We start from the raw sequence: 22,932 nt of genomic DNA, 5'->3' as shown, positions 1-22,932 counted from the left end.
ATGACTTCGTTTTTCCCCGCTTTGATGCCCGACGAGCACTTGTTCTCCATTTTTGCCCGATATCACCAGATTGCAGGCAACTCTACGATCGATCGCACGAAAGAACAGCTCGGATTGGCGGCAGGCCCCATGAAGCCGCAGGACATTTCCAACCAAACCTTTCATACGGCGCTCAAGACTGCCGCAACCTTGCTCAGGCAACCGCTGAGCAAGGTTGCTCGGGGCCACACGCTCGTTCCACTCTCGAGGCTATCCCTACCATCTAAAATCCAAGACCAATTGCTCAGTGCTTGGGATAACGATCAATCTTCCATTCCTGCCCCCAAGACTCTCATGAATGACCGAATGCTCACATTCGACAAGTCTTGGAGGTTCTGCAACGAATGCATCAAGACGGACACGCGAGAAGTGGGCTTCGGTTACTGGCACCTGAGTCATCAAATACCGTCAATCATGCGGTGCAAAATCCATCAGGCACCGCTACTCAGCTCTGGGCTAAAAACCCTAAACGATTTCCAGCTACCTCGAGATGCCCACGAAAACACTGTCCAAGGTAGTGCCACTTTGATCGAGAATCGCTGGGAGTGCTGGCTAATGGAATTATTCGCGAGCTGTCAGGCGTCTGGCAGCTGGGTCGGCCTTGAGGTTCTTATAGCAACCTTTGAAAAGGTCTGGAGAGTACCTAGAAAGCCCGGATGGGCAAGAGCCCAAAGGTATGAGGAAATCCTTGGTTACGTAGAGGACGTTGCGAGCATACCGCTACTGGAGACAATCTTCGAATTCTATCAGGGCGACCGATTAACCTACCGGGGTAGAGCGCGACCAAACTTCATCCGAACAACCTTTGAATCAACGGATCCCAAAATACGGCACCCCATTTATTACCTACTACCGATCTGGGCTGCGGGCTTATCGCCTCACCCCGCCGAATGGTCTCGCGAGCTTTGACGATATGACCTGCTCAATTCATATCCAGCCGTTGCCAGAAGAGACTGTTTATAGCCTCGTTAGCCGATACCACCTCCTCACAGGGAACGCGAACGAGTCCGCATCTTACTCAGCGCTGTATTCGTCCCGTAGAGCCAGGATCAACGCCTATTTACCGTCGCATCTACAGAGAACTGGGCATTACTTCAGGTTGTCGCCTGAAGCACTACTCTGGAACCACACGCTCTACCCTCTATTCGCGAGTTTCATAACGCCGAAAAGGGCTCAGGAACTAAAACGTGCGATGTTTCTGAATTTTGGCAGCCATGTAGGCGAAAAGGCGGGGCTCCCTCAGTCGAAGCTCAAGTTTACGACCGGCCACAAGCATTGTCCGGTGTGCGTGGCCGAAGACTTGAAGCAGATAGGCGTTGGATACTTCCGAAACAGTCACCAACTGCCCGGCGTGAATGCCTGCCCAACCCATGCATCACAATTATTCTGTACAGCCATAAGTGACTTTTCGCTAGATCGTTCATTGATTTTGCCTCGCTCCGACGTGAATGCACTCCCCGCCGACAACGCTTCGGTGAAGCTTTCCTGTTTTGGCGCTTCCGTAATCCAGCAGCTACAAATTCGGCAACGATTCCCCGATTACCGAAGAGCCTATAGAATCCAGCTGAATAAAAAAGGCCTGTTAACCAAAAACGGCAATGTGCGTATCAGGAGAGTCATACCGGCGCTGAGAACTCACTGGGCAACACTGGAAAAAACCTGCACCCACCAGTTCGAATGTACGGACCAGTTACTAACATTCGAATTCGTAGGCCCTCTTCTGCGCGCAAAGACACATTTCCCAACACACCCCATCAAACATCTGCTTTTCGCAGAATGGCTGTTCGAGGGAGATGCTAATTTGTTTTGGGACGCCGACGAGGAAGAACAGCTCATCCTCCCTGGCTTTGGAGTGCCAACTTCTGGAAATAGCCACACCCATGGAGATGATTTTTTCAGCAAGCGGGAGACGCGCCGACGCTCCATCCGTGACTATATGGACGGACATCCATTTGCGATCCGGAAAGACATCAAAGCAGCAAGGAATTCGGACTTTTTCTGGCTTTACCACAATGACAGGGATTGGCTAGAGCGGCAGCTGCCGTCACCGATGCCACCGCAACGCCCAGAAAAAAACTGGCATGCCCTCGATGAAAAGGTGTGCAAAACGGTTAAAGAGCAAACACTTCAACTATCAGAGCCAATATCCGTTTCAGAGCTAGACATCTTGCTTGGCGGGCATCGCTGGCTCACAAAGTTTCTGGGAAACCTGCCAAAAACCCACAACCTCATTAAAGACCAGCTCGCCAAAGGAAACCTCAAGAAAGTGGGTCAACCGAAATAAAAATCCACAAATCAAGCAGTTTGGTGACGGCAGACATTACATGTTGAAATTATCCCTAAAGTCGGAGAAGATTCTGGCTGCGAGGTTGACGCACGCTGCCCACTATAGCGAACCCGGACGGGACAACCCTTAACAACCTTTTCTTACGCTCTGATTTTCTCCGCGAATCATGGCAGTGGGCACCATAACTTTCGCTAACAGAGGAAATACTCATGAGTGTAACGACCGTTGTTTCGTCTAAAACCGTTCAACAGCTCAAGCAAATAGCTAAGCAATACAAGCGCCGCCTATCGATCACCCATACAGAGGCATTGGAACTCGCCGCTCAAAAAGCAGGTTTCGCAAACTGGCACCAGGCCACACAGGCCAACGTTCTTCTTCAACCCGCAGAAAAGGCCCTGAAGTCCGGCGCAATTATCGGCATGGATATGAAGGATGGAATGGACTCTTTCGACTCAGTCACTGAGGACGGGACGTTCATCTACGATGAGTTTCTTCCCATGGTCTGCGCCCAATCTTTTCGAAAGATGATGTGGTCGGGCCCAGACCCAGATGATGAACTTGGCCGGCTTCCCTCTGAGACCATGACCAATGACGAGTTCGAGGAATGGTTTCACACCAACCTTCACGACAACATGTATTTCCGCCTGAGTGAAAAGGTCTCCGTCGAATCACTGGATCAGGTGCTCAAACTACTTGATGAAAGATCGTTCTGGCCTGCGTTTTACGTGTGGTTCCAAGGCAAACTCTATGAGTTTGAAAAAGGTTATGAAAATCCACTTCCTGTTTTCGGAAGCTAAGTAGCCCTCCAATGCTTGGCTGCATTTCTCTGCCGCCAAGCTATGAATTCGCAAGGACATCGAAATGGCAATTCAAACCGCTACCTATGCAGAAGCCTATGAAGAACTTTCCTCAACCATTGAATGGATTGAAAGCCTCGGGCTGGATCCTAATCGCGGAAGAATCCGTCAGTACCATAGAAATCTCGGACATTGGAAAGATAACTACCTGTCCGACAATGATGAGGCCGTTCGAAACGGCTTCGCCGAATTCATCAATGCAATTCAGGATGCAGATGACTTGGTAGCCGTATTTCGGAAGTTCCACACCCTGCCACCGAGCCAGCTCGAATCGATCAAAGAGAAGCTGTCCAAGGCGCTCAATGGTCCTGTCAGGAGGCAAGATGAGCAGCCCCGCACCACTATTGCTCGTAACTTTCTATTTGAAGCCCTTGTTGCAGCCCGGTTGCATCACCCTGAACGAGGCGTGACGGCAATGCTCGATGCGAAAACCGACACAGGATTCAAGGCATGGGATAACAAGGTCTGGATTGAATGTAAAAGAATCACCAGTTTCGACAAACTCGAAGCAAATATTCGCGATGCATCCAGGCAGCTTGAAAGGGCTTTCAAGCGAAACCCCGGCAGCGCTCACAAGGGGCTGGTGGCCATCGATATCTCGAAACTTGGGAATGACGGAAGCAAAATCTTAGTCAAGCCTGATGAAGACACTTTACGCGCTGATATGGCACGTCATATCGAAAACTTCATCAAACAGCAAAGACACCAATGGGAGAAGGTTTATAGAGAGCGAGACAAAAGGATTATGGGAACACTGGTTCGGCTCTCGACAATGGCAAGCGTCGAAGAAAAGAACCTGCCGACGGTTGCCACTGAGTGGATCATAAATCCCAGGGACCGCCTGCCCGAACCAGATCAAAACTTCCTTCAGCAGCTTGCATCAGCTCTGGACTCTGCATAAAACTCAAGCTCCCATAGCGTTCGAATTCCACCAAGGGCATTTTGAAACGCATCCCCTTTCTGCCCTCCAGATTTGCTACCATCTCCAACAAGAAGAAATACAGAATGAGAGCACCCAAACACTATAGCTCTCTCCTCCGATTCGAGCAGTAACGGATTATTCAGCACCCATGACACTGATCAACCTCAAGGACCTCGAAGCCCACCTTTGGCACGCCGCGCATATCATCACCGGACCCATCGACGCTTCTGACTACAAGACCTACATCTTCCCGATTCTGTTCTTCAAACGGATCTGTGACGTCTACGACGAAGAGTTCGCCGACGCCATGGAGAAGGTTGGAGACAGAGACCTGGCCGCACAGAGCATGTTCCACCGCATTCAGATTCCACCTGAGTGCCACTGGCAGCATGTATTTGAACAGACCAAAGACATCGGTCAGGCGCTCAAGGACGCCTTTCGCGGGATTGAGCTGGCGAACGACAAACTCCACGGGATATTCGGGGATGCGAGCTGGACCAACAAAGACCGTCTGCCAGATGAATTGCTGGCCACGCTGCTGAACCACTTCAACCAGGTTAATCTTGGTGTCCGCAGCGTACGTGATGACGACATGGGGCGCGCATACGAATACCTGATTAAGAGGTTTGCAGACAAAGCCAACAAGAAAGCTGGGGAGTTCTATACGCCACGAACCATCGTCCGGCTGATGGTGAACATCCTTGATCCCAAGGCAGGAGAAAGCGTCTACGACCCGGCTTGCGGTACGGGAGGAATGCTGCTCGAAACCATTCACCACGTCCGTGAAAATGGCGGCGATCCGCGCTTACTCAGGATTAAAGGGCAGGAGAAGAACCTGACCACCGAGGCCATCGCGAGGATGAACCTATTCCTGCATGGTCAGGAAGATTTTGAAATCGTGCGAGGCGATACACTGCGGCAACCCAAATTCTTGATTAATGACCGACTCGAAACATTCGATTGCGTAATCGCCAACCCTCCTTTCAGTCTCAAAGAGTGGGGGCAAAACCTCTGGTCGAGCGACCCTTACGACCGAAATGCATACGGACTAGCTCCGAAAACCAATGGTGATTTTGCTTGGGTTCAGCATATGTTTGCTTCCCTCAACGACCAAGGTCGCATGGCCGTTGTACTCCCCCATGGAGTTTTATTTCGAGGGGGCGCAGAAGGCAAAATCCGAACAACGCTTCTGCAAGAGAACAGAATCGAGGCCATCATCGGCGTTGCGCCTAACCTGTTTTACGGCACCGGGATACCGGCCTGTATTCTTGTGCTGCGCAAACAGCGCCCAGCCGATCATCAAGACCATGTGCTGGTCATTAACGCAGAAGAAATTTTCACCAAGGGCCGAGCACAGAACACCTTATCAAACGCTCAAGCCGACCAAATCTTCGAAATCTACAGCGATCAAGAGGCCTCTGGCCCCGCTGGGCAACCAGTTGAAGGCAAAGCTCGTTGGGTTCCACTGTCTGAAATTGCCGAGAACGACTTCAATCTGAACATTGCGCGATACGTTCAAAATCCTCTTGAGGAAGAGTCAATCTCTGTCGAGGAAGCTTTGAAGGATTTTCAGGAAAAACTGACTGACCTGGAAAAAGCGGAGCAGGAGCTTGAGGAACTATTGGTAAAGGAGGGCTTCGAGCTATGAACAAACGACAGTTGGAAGACCTTCTCTGGGGCGCTGCCGAGTTCCTACGTGGCCAGATCGATGCGTCTGACTACAAGCAGTATATTTTCCCTTTGCTTTTCTACAAACGCCTTTCGGACGTCTACCTAGACGAGTATACCGAGGCATTAGAGCTAAGTGACGGCGACGCTCACTACGCCACGATGCCCATGTTCCACCGATTTGATATTCCGGAAGAGGCACGATGGGAAAGGGTCCGCAATACCAGCAAAAATATCGGTGAAGCTATCCAGAGCGCCCTCAGGCTCATCGAAGCTAAGAACGAGAGACTGCACGGCGTATTTGGTGATGCCCAGTGGACGAACAAAGAACGCCTGCCTGACCACCTTCTCGCCGACCTCATCCAACACTTCAGCAAAATCCCGCTGGGCATCAAATCGGCCAATCAGGACGATCTGGGTGAAGCCTATGAATACCTCATTAAGAAATTTGCAGATGACTCTGGCCACACGGCTGCTGAATTCTACACAAACCGGACCGTAGTCCACTTAATGACGAGGATTATGGGGCTTAAACCCGGCGAGACTGCTTACGACCCGACCTGTGGTACTGGAGGCATGCTGTTAAACGCAGTTATGGATCTTCGAAGCCAGGGAAAGGAATGGCGATCAGTAAAACTCTTCGGCCAGGAAGTAAACCTGCTCACCTCCGCCATCGCCCGCATGAACATGTTCCTCCATGACATTGAGGAATTTGACGTTCTGCGCGGTGACACGCTCGGCGATCCCAAGTTTGTAGAGAACGATCGGCTCAAACAGTTTGATGTCATTTTTGCGAATCCACCCTACTCCATCAAAAAATGGAACCGTGACAAGTTTGCCGCAGACCCGTATGGCCGTAATCTTTACGGAGTGCCTCCTCAAGGCTGTGCCGACTACGCGTTTTTCACCCATATCATCAAGAGCCTGAAACCTGACACCGGACGTGCCGCCATGCTTTGGCCTCACGGCGTATTGTTCAGGGACTCCGAGCAAGGCATACGCAAACAGGTTATTGAATCGGACATTATCGAGGCAGTGATCGGATTAGGACCCAATCTCTTCTACAATTCGCCGATGGAATCATGCGTTGTGGTACTTAACTCCAACAAATCAGGTGAGCGAAAAGGCAAGATCCTATTTATCAATGGTGTGGACCTTGTCACACGCGAGCGCGCACATAGTCGTTTATCAAATGATGACCTCGAATCGCTATGCGCGGCCTTCTTTACGCCTGAGCAGCAAAGTGGCATCACCGCTCTCGTTGGCATAGATACCATTGAAAAAAACCTGTTTAACTTATCGATACCCTTGTATGTGCAAACACCCGACAACCACGAGGTGCCTGATGCTCAGCACGCTATTGAGGCATGGAAAGTCAGCCGTGTGCAATTAAAAAAACAGACTAACGAATTATTCGAAATCCTTTCGAATCAGGTATGTAACACCGCATGCAAGGCGGAGCAATAAATGACTGACCAGGTAAAACTGAAGGGCTGGAGAAAAGTAAAGTTTGGTGATATTGCCAAAAACATCTCTAAGAGAGTCGAGCCCAGCGAAACAGATCTTGATATCTATATAGGGTTAGAGCACCTTGATCCTAATAGCTTGAGGATTAAGCGCCACGGCAACCCAGCTGATGTTAAAGGTCAAAAACTATTGGTAAAAAAAGGGCAAATCATCTTCGGAAAGCGGAGAGCGTATCAGCGAAAATTAGCTATTGCGGATTGCGATTGCATATGCTCGGCTCATGCTATGGTCCTCGAACCAAAGAAAGAAAAAATAGTCCCGGATTTTCTACCCTTTTTTATGCAGTCTGACGCGTTCATGAAGCGCGCAAAATCAATTTCAGAGGGTTCACTTTCGCCAACAATTAAATGGAAAACACTTGAAAATCAGGAATTTCAATTACCCGACATTGAGAGTCAAAAGCGAGTGGCTGCAATTCTTAAACAGGCTCTAAAAGTCTCTGAAAAATTTGACTCTTTGACCACGAGTGGCCAGTTATTAATAAAAAATTTACGGCACCATCTCTTCTCAAATAATAGTATTCCAGAAAATCTCGGATCACCTTCCAAAACGTGGAAACAAGTTCCGCTGTGGGAAGTTGGACATTGGCAAAGTGGGGGCACCCCATCGAAATCAAAGGAGACGTATTGGGACGGAAATATTCCGTGGTTCAGTCCTAAAGATATGAAATCTCCGGAGCTGAAAAAGTCTTTATTAACAGTTACAGAAGAAGGAGCCCGGAACGGCACTCGCTCTGTGGACGAAAATACAATCCTTATTGTCGTTAGGGGAATGATTTTAGCACATACCTTTCCTGTGGGGATTACGCACCAAACATCGACATTTAATCAAGATATCAAGGCGTTGGTCTTATCTGAAGACTTTTCACCTAGATTCGTTCTGCACTGGCTCATTCATAATGCGGATCTTTTTCTCTCTAAAGTCACGACAGCAACTCATGGGACTTGTCGGCTAAGTACTGATGTTTTCAAGCAAGTACTAATCCCCAAGCCCCCTAAGTTTCATCAGGAAAAAATTGCAAATTTGATAGATCAGACTTTAGAAATCGTTAATTCAAATCACAAGAAACATATTCAAGATTTGAATAAGAGCATCGCTAACGCATTTTTATTTGACTAGGCCCTATATGTTTAACGAACAAACCGTCACAGAAAACGGAATCATTGACCGCTTGAAAGGATTGAGCGGAGTAGATTGGAACTACTGCCACGGGGAAAGCCTGCCAAAGCAAGCACAAGATATCTTCGTCGATGAATGGCTCAAAAACGCACTTTGTTCGTTAAACCCCGATGTCGCCAGGCAGCCCGACTACGCAGATGAGATTATTTACAAGCTACGCGGCGTGGTACTCGAAGCTCGTCATACCGGTTTGGTGAAGGCCAACGAAAATTTTCAAGAGTGGTTGATGGCCGATAAGACCTTGCCCTTCGGCGAGAATGGCGACCACATCACCATCAACCTGATCGATTTCGACAACATTGAAAACAACCACTTTGTCATTGCGCAGCAGGTGCACTATATCGCTGCCACGGAAGTGTTCTTCGATATCGTGCTCTATATCAACGGTATCCCGCTGGTTGTTGGCGAAGTCAAAACAGCAACGCGCCCAAGCGTCACTTGGCAGGATGGTGCCGCTGACTTCATCGGTGGCACCAAGCACTACTGGAAGAACGCTGAACCCTTCTTCGTCCCAAATCTGTTGTGCTTCGCCTCCGAGGGTCGGACCTTCGCGTATGGTGCGATAAACGCTGGCCCCAAAGATTGGGGGCCCTGGCATACCACTGAACAGGAAGAAGAGCAGCTCACGGGCATGGCCTCAGTCCTTGCAAGTGTTGAAGGATTACTGAACCCTCGGACGCTGCTTCGGATACTCGAATCCTTCGCTCTCTTCTCAACCATCAAGACCGGCAAAAAAACACCACCAAAACGCATCAAGCTGCTTCCCCGTTACCCTCAATTCGAAGCTGCCAAGCAAATCGTCGACCGCGTCAAAAGCGGTTACCCCAAAAAGGGTCTGATCTGGCACTTTCAGGGCTCCGGCAAGTCCCTACTGATGCTTTACGCGGCTCGTATGCTGCGAGCCGATAATGACCTCAAAAACCCCACCGTTCTGGTGGTGGTGGATCGGCGAGACCTTGATAGCCAAATAAACGAAACATTTGGCGGTGCCGACGTTAAGAACCTCGTTAAGGTGCAAAGTTGCAAGAAATTGGGCGAGCACATTGAGCAGGACAGCCGTGGCATTTTGATTACGACCATTTTCAAATTCCAAGATGTCGAGATTGATGAAAGTAATCCAAAAGGCCTGAATGACCGGGACAACATCATTGTGTTGGTCGACGAAGCGCACCGGACCCAAGAGGGCTCCCTTGGTGACAAGATGCGCTGGGCCCTGCCGAACGCACACTTCTACGGCCTGACAGGAACGCCGATTTCAAGCATCGAGCGAAACACCTTCAAGCTGTTTGGTGCGGACGAAGACCCCGGCAGATACATGAATCGCTACAGCTACAAGCAGTCCATCCGCGACGGGGCTACCGTACCAGTGAAATTCGAACCACGCTTGGCCGAGCTTCGCGTCGATAGAGCCTCAATTGACAAAGAGTTTGAACGGCTAGCTGAAGAACACGGCTTGGACAACGATGAGAAGACCGCGCTGTCTACGCGGGCGGGCAAGTTGGCAGTAATGCTGAAAGCCCCGAAGCGTATGGAGGCGATCAGCGACGACATCGTTGACCACTTCACCAGCCACGTGAAGCCGAAAAAATTGAAAGGCATGGTGGTTGTTTACGACCGAGATGCCTGCGTTCAGATGTATTACCTACTCGGCCAGAAGCTTGGTTTTGACGCCGTCGAAGTGGTGATGAACGTTGATCAAGCTCCGATTAAAGCGAAAGGCGGTGGCAAAGATGGGAAGGAAAACAGAGACTGGCGTAAATGGAACAAAGAATTGGAACTACCGATAACGGAGGCGGACTTTCAGCGTTGGCAGGAGATTGACGGAGATGACCAACTACAAAAAGACCTGATTGAGTCCTACAAAGATCCAGAGAACCCTCTCCAGCTTCTCATTGTTACTGCAAAACTTCTCACTGGTTTTGATGCTCCCATTTGCTACTGCATGTACCTGGACAAGCCACTTCGAGACCACACCCTCCTCCAGGCTATGTGCCGTACCAACCGTCTCTACGAAGCAAACGGTGTGCGCAAGGGAATGGGATTGATCATCGACTATCTTGGTGTGTTTGAGAACCTGCGAACGGCCCTCGCTTACAACCCCGACGAGATCGAGGGCGTTGTTGAAGGCATCGAACGCTTTAAGGAAATGCTTCCAGAGCAGCTGAAAAAGTGCTTGGCGTTCTTCCCTGGAGTGGATCGATCCCTTGAAGGCTTTGAGGGCATCATCGCGGCCCAGGATTGCCTGCCGACCAATGAGAAACGAGACGAATTTGCCGCCGCGTTCGGCGTACTCAGCAAACTCTGGTCTGCGATCAATCCAGACCCTTTCCTCGCGCCCTACCGCACCGACTACAAATGGCTTGCTCAAATTTATGAGAGCGTTCGCCCCGTTGGACAAACTGGCGCTCTGGTCTGGGCCGCGCTCGGGCCTGAAACCATCAAAATGATTCACGAGAACACCGATATCAACCGCATTCGCAACGATATCGATGAGCTGGTGATGGACGAGCACGCCATTTTCACGCTCACTGAAAAGGAGCAAGAGAAACGTGCGCGCAGGCTCGAGATTGATTTAATGGGACGACTTCGCGGTAGCGGAAATCCGGAATTCGTCGCGCTCGGCGAGCGCCTAGAGAAGCTCAGACAGCAGTACGAGGCTGGAGTTATTAAGGCCATCGATTGGCTCAAAGGCCTGCTTGATACCGCCAAGGAAACGGTTGAACTTGAGAAGCAGACTGGTGAGCGCACGGTCACGGAGGAAGACAATGTACAGGCGCTCACCAAGCTTTTCATGGAGACAAGGCCTGATCGGACTCCGAAGGTTATTCAGGATGTTGTCGAGCAGATCGACAAGATCGTCAAAGCAACCCGATTCGATGGTTGGCAGAACTCTGCGAGCGGACCGAGGGAGATCCAGAAAGCTTTGATGTTGACGTTAGTTCAGTTTGGGCTTGGCAAGGATAAAGAGCTATTCAACAAAGCCTATGAGTACATCAAAGGCCACTACTGAAACTCTCGAACAGTTTTTTCACACTTCCGTTATACGCCAAAAATAAAAATGACGTATAACCGAAAATAAAAATTTACATTCAACGACTTAGAAAAAATTATTGATCTTAGAGCAAAAAAGCCATTTAAAGCTGGACTAACCTCAGTGCAGAGACACACCCCGCGCCAATGATAAGCTTTTGGCGCAACCCCAAAACATGGAACGATGCGGAATGAGCGAGCATCAATATTACGAAGTGGACTTTGAAGCAAAATTCGAAGGCGAAAATTGCCCAGTAGTTGTGCTTGAGGGTCCAATACCAGCCCGGCTGAAAGGCCTCTCACTAATCGGGGAAGACCTAAAGCAGGTCAATGAAATCCTTGGTGAGTTGGTAACTGACGAGACTGCCTCGGTGTCAAAACAAAAAGGTCTTTTATTTGGAGCCCTCGCACTGTACGGCAAATGCTTTACTCAGGCCAAAGGCAGAGGGACCCAACTCAACGCTGAAAGCTTTTTCAAAAAAGCGCCCATTGAAATTCAGGAACGCCACAAATGGATGATGCGACTCAGGCACCAGTTCGTCGCTCACGGTGGAGATGCTCAAGAAGAGCAACTGAAACTCTTCTTGGTTTTAAGTCCCAATGAATCCAAGAAAAAAGTACTCAACCTTATTGGGCATGGCGCATCTGCTCATAATCTTGAGGAACACCTGATAAAGCAATGTCGAGAGACTGTGGATTTCGCTATTCAGAAGGTCTCGAAGCAAATCAACGAGCTTCAAAACAAGCTTCTTAAGCTTTTCGAAGGAGAAGGTTTGGATTGGGCATACCAAAATTCGATTAAGCGCTCAGATCTATGATGAAGCTTTTCAATCCCAATCAAACAGATTTCAGGGTCCTTCATGAACCAAACGGAAATTGATGTAAAGTTCCACGACGCCACTGGGCAGCTTTTTGAATTCCAGGGCATCCGCGCCCTCCAAGAATTTCTTAGAAAGGAACAAGAGTTCTGGGTGGAGCAAACACGTCTCATCGACTCAGAAGGTAGCGCCAAAGGAAAACAGAACAAGCATACTTTCCTCTCTTCCAATAAACAGCTGCAACCAATCGTTCAGATGATTGATAGCTGGCTCCCGCAGCTTGATTCTTGGAATTCTGACAAATGGACACAAGAAGTCAGAAACCTTAAACAACAAGTCCAAAACCTGAAGCCACAATGGTTCTGGAGTGGTCATCCGGCATGTGACCAGTTCATCGCCCTTCAAAAGGAATACGGTGCCGATGCAGCAGATGCGTTTTTCGCTATAGTGTTCCAATCTAGTGTTAAAGCGACCTCTCGCGAGGCTTTCATTGGCTCTCTGGTTGGATACGAGTTTTTCTTCCAGGATTCTGATCTGCTAAGACGCCGAAAATCTGAAAAAGCTGCCTTTTCACGTCTTAGAGATAGCCTCTCCAAATCTGAGAAAAGCCTTATTGATGAAGTCGAATCTTTTAAAGCCGATTTTTCTGAATGGGATAGAGAGACCCGAGCCAAGACTGAAAGACTTTACGATCTCAACAAAAGGATCGGCGAGCGCAGGCTCCGACAACACGACAAATCCTTTCAAGAACACCTTCACAACTGGAACGAGAGCATCGCTGATCTTGAGTCGACGTATGAGGAAAAGCTCAAGCTTGAGAAACCAGCCCAATACTGGAAGAGGGCTGCGGACAAATATCGAACTCAAGGTCGATGGTGGGCAGCAACTCTTCTCATAGCCCTATCAGCCGGGCTTCTCGCAATAGGAGCGTTTTTTCTGTCCTGGTTGGAAGGCCAACAAATAGGCGTGTCGTTGAGCACTCTTCAAGGTATAGCAATTTTCGGGACGTTCGGTGCAGTGTTTGCGTTTCTTGTTCGCGTTCTCTCTAAGCTCGTATTCAGCTCCTTTCACCTAATGAGAGATGCTGAAGAGCGGGAACAATTAACGTATTTGTACTTGTCTCTAACCAAAGAAGCAGAAATCCATAAGGATTCCAGGGATGTGATCCTTCAGGCACTGTTCAGTCGAACTGACTCCGGATTGTTGGGTGGCGACTCCTCACCAACAATGCCCTCGACATCAGACGCACTGCGGGTTTTATCAAGGAACCGGGGAAGTTGATGAAAAGACATGGGTTTAGTATCGGAAGATATTCTGGAACATAGGCCTGGCGAACGGCGAAACCACCAAGACTGAGAAGGATCGCACCCATGCGTAGATGCTCGAGATTCCTAATATTTATCAGCTCGCTCGTGATCACTGCCCCAGTTTATGGGAAAGATCCTCTTAGCGGTGCTTTTGGAATAGAGTTCGGAGAGCGACTATCAGATCTGGCTCATGATCTAGACATTGGAATGTCCAACATGGACGGAAGCTTTAAAAGCCCCCACTAGTACTGCATGGAAGATGCTGAATGTTAACTGCGGACGAAATTCATACCGAACTGAAAAAGCTTGGTTGCGACATTAAGCCAGGTGAACACCACCCTTTCTACGCTTACGAACATTATGTTGGAAATGACATTTATCTCTACGTAAAGCGGAAGGTTAAGAAGGAACCGCTTGTTCTTCCGCCTCGAGGTGGACAGATAGGCCGTGATTTAAGAAATATTGCGGGCCTACATATTTCAGCCCAACCGAGCAAGAACTCCAACTATCGTCGTTTCCCGAGGCGCAATGGGCAGTCACAATTTGGTTATCCCGCAGAGGTAGCTAATGCTGATGTGTTGAAGGAAGTTGTGAGCATTTTAAGAGGCCAGCAAACCGATTCTTCTCTTACAGAGAGAGACGATGTTCAGCCAAATAAGGAAGACGCAATGCAATTTCCTCTCAATCAAATTCTCTTTGGTCCTCCCGGCACTGGAAAGACCTACCGCACAACCGACTTAGCTGTTCAGATCGCCGATCCAAAATGGTATGTGGAGAACGGCAACCAATCTGACTCAGAGGATAATCGGGCTGCTCTCAAAGCGCGATTTGACGAGTTAGTCCAGGAAGAGCGAATCAGGTTTACGACTTTTCACCAGAGCTTCGCCTATGAAGACTTTATCGAGGGTATCCGAGCTGAGAGCGATCCTGAAACGGGCGAACTTCACTATCCAGTGCGAGACGGCGTTTTCAAGACGCTGTGTAAGAACGCCGACAAACGGGTCATCGCCCATCAAACGATTTCACCAGACAGCCTCGCCGATAGAGCTGTCTGGAAAATGTCTTTAGGCAACTCTCAAACGGCAGAAGCCGGTGAGGTTTTCACAGAGTGTCTCGAAAACGACTACGTTCTTCTTGGATGGGGCGAAGATGCGAATTTCTCAGGTTGTGACGATTTCGAATCGGTTAAAAAACGATATCTAGAGCACAACCCGTCTGAAAAGCAGGAGTACGCCTTTCGTGCCGTAAACACCTTCCGAAACCACGTAAAGGAGGGTGACCTGCTGGTTATCTCAGATGGGAACTCCCGCTTCCGAGCCATAGCCGAAGTTACTGGCCCCCATCGAACACTTGAGGAGAAGCCAGATTGCTTCCATCAAGCCCGCAACGTTAAATGGCTTCAGGTTTACGAAAGCTCTCGTCCAGTTAGTGAGTTATATGATAGCCAGTTTACTCAGATGACCTTATACAAACTGAAGCCCTCGAAACTGAAGACAAACCGATTACTGGAGATGGTATCGACAGATTCTCCTGAAGAAAACGCACCACCGCATGTTCTGATCATCGATGAGATCAACCGAGGCAACATCGCCCGAATTTTTGGCGAATTAATAACACTCCTTGAACCGAGCAAACGAGCTGGAGCTTCTGACGCGCAGTCGGTGACACTGCCATATTCAAAAGAGCAGTTCTCAGTGCCGTCCAACGTTTTCGTCATTGGTACGATGAACACAGCCGACAAATCCCTGGCCCAACTGGACCTGGCACTTCGTAGGCGTTTTAGCTTCGTTGAAATGCTTCCTGATCCCGGCAGCTTGTCCGACATCAGGGTTCACGACATTCGGCTTGATACGCTTTTGGATATGATCAACCAGCGCATCGAAGTCCTGCTGGACTCTGACCATCAGATCGGCCACGCCTATTTCATAGAATTAGCAGGCATGGAATCGGAGTCAGAACGACAGGCGGCTCTCCGGCACATATTCCGCGACAAAGTCATCCCTCTGCTTCAGGAATACTTTTTTGAGGATTATGAGCGTATCGGTTGGGTCCTGAACGATCCTGCCAAAGCTCCCGAGCATAAATTCATTATTCCAGGAACAACTGGTGCTAATGCCTTTACGCGCAACTTAACCGATCTTTTCCCAGGGGAAATTGCAGAACAGTTGACCGATAACAGGTTCAAGATCAACGAAAGCGCTTTCGATGAAGCAGAAGCGTATCAACAGATCGTTGGAATGCATCGGTGATTCAGGTTCGCGAGTATGCCGTCCTCACCGCTGATCCTGAGGCCAACGCGAGTATGGATGTTGGGCGGGTCTCAGGTGCAACGTTTGAGTGGCTTATCGACCTGCACAATCAGTGGGAGCAAGATTCCAAGTTTGTCATGCGGAACGGCAAGAAATACCTAAAGCTGGGGAGCTACGTCGGTTACCTCCAAAGCCCCTCCGGTGAAGGCATCGAGATTCTGCCAAAAACTGAATTTGCCTCGCCAGAAGAGCCTGAGTCGCTGCGTATGCTTTTGCAGGATATGCTTGGATGCTCTGCGTCACTGGATGGCCGTGAAGGGGACTCAGCAGATCTCAAGCGCGCTGAGCTACCCATTCACGAATGGATTATTGCCCAGTTTCTCAATCAGCTGACCCACCTCGTGAAGCGAGGTCTCCGATTCGATTACGAAACCGTCGAAGAGGAAAGCAGGTTTATTCGCGGTCAGTTGGATGTAGGCAGACAAAGTCGACAATCCCCAGCACGGGCGACTTGGTTCAATATCCGCCATGACGTATTCACCCCAAATAGAACCGAAAATCGTCTGCTGAGAACCGCACTGGATTACGTGCTAAAGCTCACCAAGAACGGACAGAACTGGCGGGTGGCAAACACGCTGTCTCACCAACTGTCCGTTATCGAGCCTTTCAGAAAGCCCCTGCCACAAATCGGTCAATGGCAGAACACCAAGTTGATGCAGCCTTACAAAGCCATAAAGCCCTGGTGTGTTTTGGTTCTCGAACGGCTAAACCCCAACTTTCAACACGGCCTGCACAGCGGCATTGCGATGCTGTTCCCGATGGAACAGCTTTTCGAAAACTATGTGGCTCACCACATCAAAAAGCGGATGCGCTCTGGTTCGTCACTGACCTCTCAAGCGGCAAGCCAATGGTTGATACAACACTCTTCGGATGGGGGCCCTGAGAAAACCTGGTTCCAGTTGAAACCTGATCTGCTGGTGACTTATCTCAGTCGCAAGAGCGTGATGGACGCCAAATGGAAGCTTTTGGACTCGACTCAGAACACATCGGCTGAGAAGTACGGCATTAAACAGGCTGACCTTTACCAACTTTTCGCTTATGGGCACAAATACCAGAACGGATATGGCCATATGCTTCTGGTTTATCCCAAGCATGCGGCATTTCAGGAACCTTTGCCAAAGTTCAGTTTCAGCGAAGACCTTCACCTATGGTGTGTGCCGTTCGACTTGCATGAAAAGCAGTTAGAGGTTGGCGAGTGGTCTCGTTTTTTCCCGGCGTTGACTCATCGCGAGTCAACGGGGGCGGACAGTGCTCTAAATCAGATGCTGGAATCAATCGACGATGTTGCACGAGCACTGGGAGGGAAAGGTAGCTCAGACCTTGCACACCGGCTCCAGCTTCACCTCGGCCTCGAGGGGACGCTCACTCTGCTTAGAGGGGACCAGATTCACAAACACTCTGGTGATCAATTCAACGACTGGTCAGATCAGAATCAAGTAGTCGGTTTCTTCTATGACGTTCCAGTTCCTACAAGTAACCAGAGCGTTGGGACCGGGATGCTCTTACTCCCTCTCCGAACCGACCAATTGCTCCGCAGGCTGGAGTTGTTGCTCAAACGGTATCAGCGACAGGTTTCGGGCGCGGTCCCAATCAATTTAAACGGCGTCATGGCCAGAGTAGAAGAAGCACTTCGACTTTCGCTCGCTAAGAAAGAGCCGAAATCCTAGACCATACGTCCAATCGGATAGGAGGAACTCTGGCGAGGATATTCTAGGAGTCACCGGTGGAAACGTTGTTGAGCGTGTTTGCAATACACAGCAAAGTGCTTCCCGTGCGCACCCAATATCTGTAAATTCATAGACTTAAATTAGTGATTAATGCCCTGTTACAGCAGGCGGAGCAGCCGTGACGACCGGAGCGCTACGACGGTTAGGAATCTGCTTTATGTAGAACCGAGCAACAAGGATTAATTGAAGTATGGGACTGATGTTTAACGGTAGTTTTGATGAGCTTGCCACCCGACTATCTCCGCTGGATGGCGAATGGGACGAGACTCAACAAGACCGAAAAGTTTTTCGCCTAGATGGCGGCATCATGAATTGGTTCGAGCCTTCCGGAACAATCTCATTCCAGGGCAAGCAGAAAGGTAAATCACTCCTGGAGAGCAAAGTTCCAGAACTGATAAACAAGTGCGAGAAAAGCAAAGGCTTACAAAAACGGATTTATCAGCTGGTTGAAGCCGTCAGTGATGGTATGTTCGAGCGGGAAGAGATTATCGCAGTATCCCTTCTGGGTGCGCTATGCGGTCAGAACACATTTCTTTTCGGCCCTCCCGGTACAGCGAAAAGCCTAATCTCAAGACGCATTGCCTGCGCTTTTCAACGTCCAACGTATTTCGAGTATCTGATGAATCGCTTCAGTACTCCCGAAGAGGTGTTTGGGCCCGTTTCCATCAAAGCTCTCAAAGAAGACCAGTACACACGGAAAACTGAGGCTTACTTGCCAAAAGCCGAGTTCGCATTTCTGGATGAAATCTGGAAGTCGAGCCCGGCAATTCTAAACACTCTTCTAACATTGATAAACGAACGGATTTTCCGCAATGGAGAAGTGACCGAGCCGACTCCACTGAAGGCACTGATTGCAGCCTCTAACGAGACTCCTGAGGCTAACCAAGGGCTGGAGGCATTATACGATCGCTTCATTATTCGACTTCTTGTGGGCCCTATTAGCCAAAACGAGCATTTTGATCGTCTTCTCAAGAGCAAACCTACCGAAGCGAATGTTGCCATTCCCGAGGGACTAGTCGTTAAACCTGACGAGTGGGTCGAGTGGAGGCAACAACTTCATAACGTTCACCTCTCATCAGAAACCCTGACCATCATCCACTTGATCCGAGCAGCTTTGGCTGAGACGTCAGGTGAGTTAGACGTTTACGTTTCTGATCGACGGTGGCAGCGTGCCGCGATGCTGATGAAAGCATCCGCATTTTTCAATGGGCGCGCAGAAACGAACCACAGCGATGCTGTACTTTTGAAACACTGCCTCTGGACTCATGAAAAAAATCGTCAGGCAGTGATGGATGTTGTTACGGATGCGATCAAAAGCTCAGGTTTCGACAGCGGGTTCAATCTTGCTGAAATCGACAGAGAAAAAGAGTCACTTGACAAAGAGATACAGAAAGAGCTGTTTCACTCCTCAGATGTATACGAAACGGTCACTATCCAGCGCAAAAAGTTCTTTAAGCGCCGGGTCGTCTTTGAGTTGTTTTACAACGAAAGAGTCCAAAAAGACATTCTAATTCCAGCAAGCAAACTAAAAACCACCGATAGCTTCACCCCGCTCGACGAACGTGGCAATGAGCTAGAGGACTATACCTGTCAATTCGATGGACAAGGTACTTGTCGGATAAGCTGGAATCGTCGAAGAGATCAAACCGTAAACTTCAAGCCGAAAATTCTTTACCACAAAGGCGACAAAAAAGCGGAGGTCAATACCCGTCTCGTTGATTCCTTGGCTGAATCCGTTGGAGTAATTCGTGCAAACCTAATCGCAATTCTCAAAAAAGTTGAGAAAAAGCGTTCAGGCTATCAAAAAGCCCTTCACTCTCCATTCGTTACAGAAGAGAGTGTCCAACTGGCACTCACCGGCATTGATAATCAAATTGACAGCCTGAAGCTGCGGATCAAGGACTGCGAACGATTGGAAGAGTTATGTCAATGAGACGTGCTGAATATGCCGCTGAGACTATCGGCAACGTTGTCTTTGATCAGTATCCCAAACTTGTGGGAGATTCGCCTACAATTTCAAATTATGTCAACGAACAGCTCGACCAATGGCAGACAGCAACTTCTAAAAGCCTGCAAACAGATTTTCCGTTTAACCATCACGCCACCAAGCTTGATGAATTCGTCACGACTGTTGAAACCGGCGAGTTATCCCAAGCCCATATCAATCGAGCGATAAATGATTTCACTGAATTTTGTCGCGCAGCCAAGCACCCGCCTCAACAGTCATTCTGGAGTCAGATTGGCAAACCCGAAAAGAACGCCGGCAGCCAACCCAAAGAAACTCAAGATGACATTGCCCTCAATGGTCGCCTGTTGCTTGCCTCATGGCAAAAATACATGGACGAAACTCGCAGTGAATGGGAACTTAAAACTATTGAGGCGCGCCGCAAACAGTTTTTGGAACAGTTAAAAGATATTCTCGATAGACTAGAGCTGTTGCAGCAGAAGATCGAGACTCTCGGCCTCAATCCCGGCCTTCTACTGGATCTTTCAAAGGGGAACCTTTCTGCTCAGGACATCGAGCAATTTACTCGTTGGGCAACGTACCTACAAAACGATGAGGGCGCTCAGTCACTTTGCGAATTGCTCGGCAAGATTCGGCAAATAGAGCTATCTGAGAGAATAGAACGGGTCCAGCTCGAAGAAACGCGGATACTCCAATTACCCGATATCAATTCTCGAGAGGAAATCGTAGGCATCCGTTTGGGAAGGGATCTGGAGCACATACTGCCGAGCGAAAAAGCTCTTTTGGCAGACGAGGATACCGCTATTCTATTCGATTTGAAGTTCGTTGAGTCACGTCTCATGTGTTTCGAGATGCAGGGCATCCAAGACGTGAAAGAAACATTAGAGATCGAAGCTGACCGCCAGGTCGAGGACGAAGAACAGGAAGGGCCAATGGTTATTTGTGTCGATACCAGTGGCTCCATGCATGGGATGCCGGAAACCATTGCCAAAGCTGTCGCCATGTACCTCTCATCCAAAGCTCGAGAAAAAAAGCGCCACTGCTACTTGATCAACTTCTCAACGGGCATTCATACACTTGAACTGTCAGACGAGATGGGTATGGCCGCTCTCATAGACTTCTTGAAAATGTCGTTTCATGGCGGCACTGATGTAGCTCCTGCTCTTCAACATGCACTAAAGACCATGAAGCGTGACAAGTATAAGAAAGCGGATCTGCTTATCATCTCTGATTTCATTATGTCAGAGCTTCCTGATGAGATGCTCCCTGCTATCGAAGAACACAGGGCACATGGGAATCGGTTCTACTCATTGGTCATTGGTCCATCTTTTATGAGTCAGAGACTGGAAACGCTCTTCGACCGGGAGTGGATTTATGACCCAGAGCGAAGTCGCATTCAGGAGTTACTGACTTTCCAAAGTCGGATAGTGGAAGATAGAACCTAAGCCCCTCACAAAGAGGGCAAACAAGGTCATTAAGCGGGCTTGGAAAGCAACTCGCCCAGAAAATTATCCGTTGCTTCCACTAGGTCTCTGATAAAACGGATATGTTTTCGTAAATCTTCTCGTGTAACGGCATGGGAACTTGGCTGGCCAGCGACTGGTCGCCAAGACCGATGCGCAATGTCACCGCGCTTTTTCGCAATTTTGTTAAGTTCACTTTTTGCGCGGCCAGCATCGAAGTGATTCCAAACCCACGCTTCAGTAATGTCGATGTCCAGGTACTTTTTGAAAATTGCCTTTATTCGATCTGTGCTTGGTGTATGAAAAAACTTCAGGTCGTTCTCAAGCGATGATCTATAAAACTTCACGAGTGCACTTTGTTCTGATCCCACGCCCGATACTGCATTCGCGGCTTCGACAATTCGATCCTCTACATAGGTCTCCAACGCCGCCAGTGCCATAACAAGGCTTGCGCGCTTCAAAACCTCGGCCTCCGGAGGAGGTGGTTTTTTGTTCAGGGCATCAAATAAGTTAAACAGGTCAGCCGCGTCTTGAATTGCATGTTGGAACGTCTCGAATGCTGAAGATGTCATCTTAAACCTTTAATACGATTGAACAGTTGCGCCTCTCGCTCATCGACGCTTGGAAAATGTCAGCCTTGTCAGAACTCACAGGGCCGGAAACACTCGGAATGAATAATCTGCAATATTGGACAGTTCCAGATGGTTTTATAGCCCATCATTTGGGAGCCAAAGTTCAGGTCGTTGTCCAGTTTCAGTTTATTTGCCTTCATGGCCATGAGAAACCAAAGAATCTCCATCACCGGAACACAGACGAAGCAGCTCTTTTCCCAATTCTGTAATCCTTACGTGGTTCGGGTCGGAAACGCCATCTACTGTATCTGAGATCGAAAGAAGATTTAGCCTCTGTAAATTGCCAACAGCAATCCGGACATCCTGTGTTGGCTCCGGAATTCCGTCCTGAAACTCGTCCATTGCGGCTGCTTTTTCTGGTAGGTAGCCCAGATAAGATCCTGGGTTTAATATGTTCCATTGATAACCAGAGTTTTGACCTGCGACTCCAATGACTTTCAAAATCCGCACATCGAGAGACGTCATGTCTTCCAGAATGCTTATAAATGCCCGTCTGAGCTGAACTTCAACTGTTTCATCCGCAGCGTTCACCAATACCGTAGCCCACATATCTTTAAGGTAGTCGTCCTCTTCAAGCGACGCGGCCTCAACGAGCGGCACAGCGAACTGCAACGAAAGCGTGCGAGAGGGAGCAGATAATCCTCGCTGAGCCAGCTTTTCATTGGCTTTATCTATGAGCCGGACCTGATTTTCCCATCTGATGTAACGTAGTTTGTCTTCGAAGATTCCCACTGCCGTAGCAATGGGAACACCGGCAACATCCGAAATAAACTTTCCCATCCTTTCTAATGCACGAATTGCAGTGTCCGTGGTTTTCGCAACTTCCTGAACTGCCTTCGCCTCCTCAGACATCCTGGCCACCGACAACCTGATTTAACCATGCATCCGACAGATTAAGTTCTTCCTTAACCAAAACAGGATCTTTGATTTGAGCCATTAGGAAAGTGAGGGTTTCGAACAGTTCAGGACTCAGAAGGTAACCGACAGGACGACCTTTAGATACGACAGCAACAGGTGCATCTTCGAAGCAACGAGCTGGACCTCTTGAAAACTCTCGGAGGGTGACGTGATTTTCTGCTGGTAATAACTGCTTGATCGACTTGCTCATGACCGCTCCCTTTCACTTTTCTTGACTGGCAACATATTAATCTCCCAGTGGCTAAGCCTATCACGACTGACGAGCGCTCGATCTCGTGCGAGA

Annotated in this window: 17 protein-coding genes; 14 read left to right on the top strand and 3 right to left on the bottom strand. The window is 49.0% G+C overall.

Annotated elements, in window-relative coordinates; translation table 11 throughout:
- The 14 genes from C7H10_RS19480 (at position 1) to C7H10_RS13475 (ending at position 21,081) form a co-directional block, all read left to right on the top strand.
- A complete protein-coding gene (locus C7H10_RS19480) occupies positions 1-948 on the top strand; it encodes a TniQ family protein (RefSeq protein WP_106695318.1) in 948 nt (315 codons plus the stop codon).
- A gap of 4 nt (positions 949-952) precedes the next feature.
- Complete coding sequence (locus C7H10_RS13535; RefSeq protein ID WP_106695317.1) at positions 953-2,323, top strand: TnsD family Tn7-like transposition protein; 1,371 nt, start codon at positions 953-955, stop codon at positions 2,321-2,323.
- Between the two features lie 212 nt (positions 2,324-2,535).
- Positions 2,536-3,123, top strand: a complete 588-nt coding sequence (locus tag C7H10_RS13530; RefSeq protein WP_106695316.1) for a glyoxalase superfamily protein — start codon at positions 2,536-2,538, stop codon at positions 3,121-3,123.
- Between the two features lie 64 nt (positions 3,124-3,187).
- Positions 3,188-4,084: a hypothetical protein gene (locus C7H10_RS13525; protein ID WP_106695315.1), complete on the top strand. Its 897-nt coding sequence runs from the start codon at positions 3,188-3,190 to the stop codon at positions 4,082-4,084.
- Positions 4,085-4,253: 169 nt separating this feature from the next.
- Positions 4,254-5,753, top strand: coding sequence for a type I restriction-modification system subunit M (locus C7H10_RS13520; protein ID WP_106695314.1), 1,500 nt, complete (start codon positions 4,254-4,256; stop codon positions 5,751-5,753).
- The gene (locus C7H10_RS13515) at positions 5,750-7,240 is read left to right on the top strand and encodes a type I restriction-modification system subunit M (protein ID WP_106695313.1); all 1,491 of its coding nucleotides are present in this window, start codon (positions 5,750-5,752) and stop codon (positions 7,238-7,240) included. Before C7H10_RS13520 ends, C7H10_RS13515 begins: the two co-directional genes overlap by 4 nt.
- On the top strand, positions 7,241-8,419 hold the full coding sequence (locus C7H10_RS13510) for a restriction endonuclease subunit S (protein WP_106695312.1): 1,179 nt from the start codon (positions 7,241-7,243) through the stop codon (positions 8,417-8,419).
- A gap of 7 nt (positions 8,420-8,426) precedes the next feature.
- The gene (locus C7H10_RS13505) at positions 8,427-11,489 is read left to right on the top strand and encodes a type I restriction endonuclease subunit R (RefSeq protein ID WP_106695311.1); all 3,063 of its coding nucleotides are present in this window, start codon (positions 8,427-8,429) and stop codon (positions 11,487-11,489) included.
- A 211-nt stretch (positions 11,490-11,700) separates the two neighbouring features.
- Positions 11,701-12,327 (top strand): hypothetical protein, encoded by a 627-nt coding sequence (locus C7H10_RS13500; protein WP_106695310.1) that lies wholly within the window; start codon positions 11,701-11,703, stop codon positions 12,325-12,327.
- Between the two features lie 42 nt (positions 12,328-12,369).
- Positions 12,370-13,608 (top strand): DUF6161 domain-containing protein, encoded by a 1,239-nt coding sequence (locus tag C7H10_RS13495; protein WP_106695309.1) that lies wholly within the window; start codon positions 12,370-12,372, stop codon positions 13,606-13,608.
- A gap of 292 nt (positions 13,609-13,900) precedes the next feature.
- Positions 13,901-15,883 (top strand): AAA family ATPase, encoded by a 1,983-nt coding sequence (locus tag C7H10_RS13490; protein ID WP_106695308.1) that lies wholly within the window; start codon positions 13,901-13,903, stop codon positions 15,881-15,883.
- Entirely contained in the window at positions 15,880-17,610 is a 1,731-nt protein-coding gene (locus tag C7H10_RS13485) for an McrC family protein (protein ID WP_106695307.1), read from the top strand. The genes C7H10_RS13490 and C7H10_RS13485 overlap by 4 nt, the downstream gene beginning before the upstream one ends.
- 250 nt (positions 17,611-17,860) lie before the next feature.
- On the top strand, positions 17,861-19,603 hold the full coding sequence (locus C7H10_RS13480) for an AAA family ATPase (RefSeq protein ID WP_244178285.1): 1,743 nt from the start codon (positions 17,861-17,863) through the stop codon (positions 19,601-19,603).
- Entirely contained in the window at positions 19,600-21,081 is a 1,482-nt protein-coding gene (locus C7H10_RS13475) for a VWA domain-containing protein (protein WP_167392911.1), read from the top strand. Before C7H10_RS13480 ends, C7H10_RS13475 begins: the two co-directional genes overlap by 4 nt.
- Positions 21,082-21,110: 29 nt before the next feature.
- Here the strand turns inward: C7H10_RS13475 and C7H10_RS13470 are convergent, their stop codons facing one another.
- The 3 genes from C7H10_RS13470 to C7H10_RS13460 all read right to left on the bottom strand — a co-directional run bounded on the left by C7H10_RS13470 (position 21,111) and on the right by C7H10_RS13460 (position 22,839).
- Positions 21,111-21,671: a HEPN domain-containing protein gene (locus tag C7H10_RS13470; protein ID WP_106695305.1), complete on the bottom strand. Its 561-nt coding sequence runs from the start codon at positions 21,669-21,671 to the stop codon at positions 21,111-21,113.
- Positions 21,672-21,857: 186 nt separating this feature from the next.
- Positions 21,858-22,583: an Abi-alpha family protein gene (locus C7H10_RS13465; protein WP_106695304.1), complete on the bottom strand. Its 726-nt coding sequence runs from the start codon at positions 22,581-22,583 to the stop codon at positions 21,858-21,860.
- A complete protein-coding gene (locus tag C7H10_RS13460) occupies positions 22,576-22,839 on the bottom strand; it encodes a type II toxin-antitoxin system Phd/YefM family antitoxin (protein ID WP_106695303.1) in 264 nt (87 codons plus the stop codon). Before C7H10_RS13460 ends, C7H10_RS13465 begins: the two co-directional genes overlap by 8 nt.
- Positions 22,840-22,932: the final 93 nt, after the last annotated feature.

The organism is Marinobacter shengliensis (assembly GCF_003007715.1).
Classification (GTDB): domain Bacteria; phylum Pseudomonadota; class Gammaproteobacteria; order Pseudomonadales; family Oleiphilaceae; genus Marinobacter; species Marinobacter shengliensis.
The sequence above is the reverse complement of the archived record's forward strand: the minus strand, read 5'-3'. Positions and strand labels throughout refer to the sequence as shown.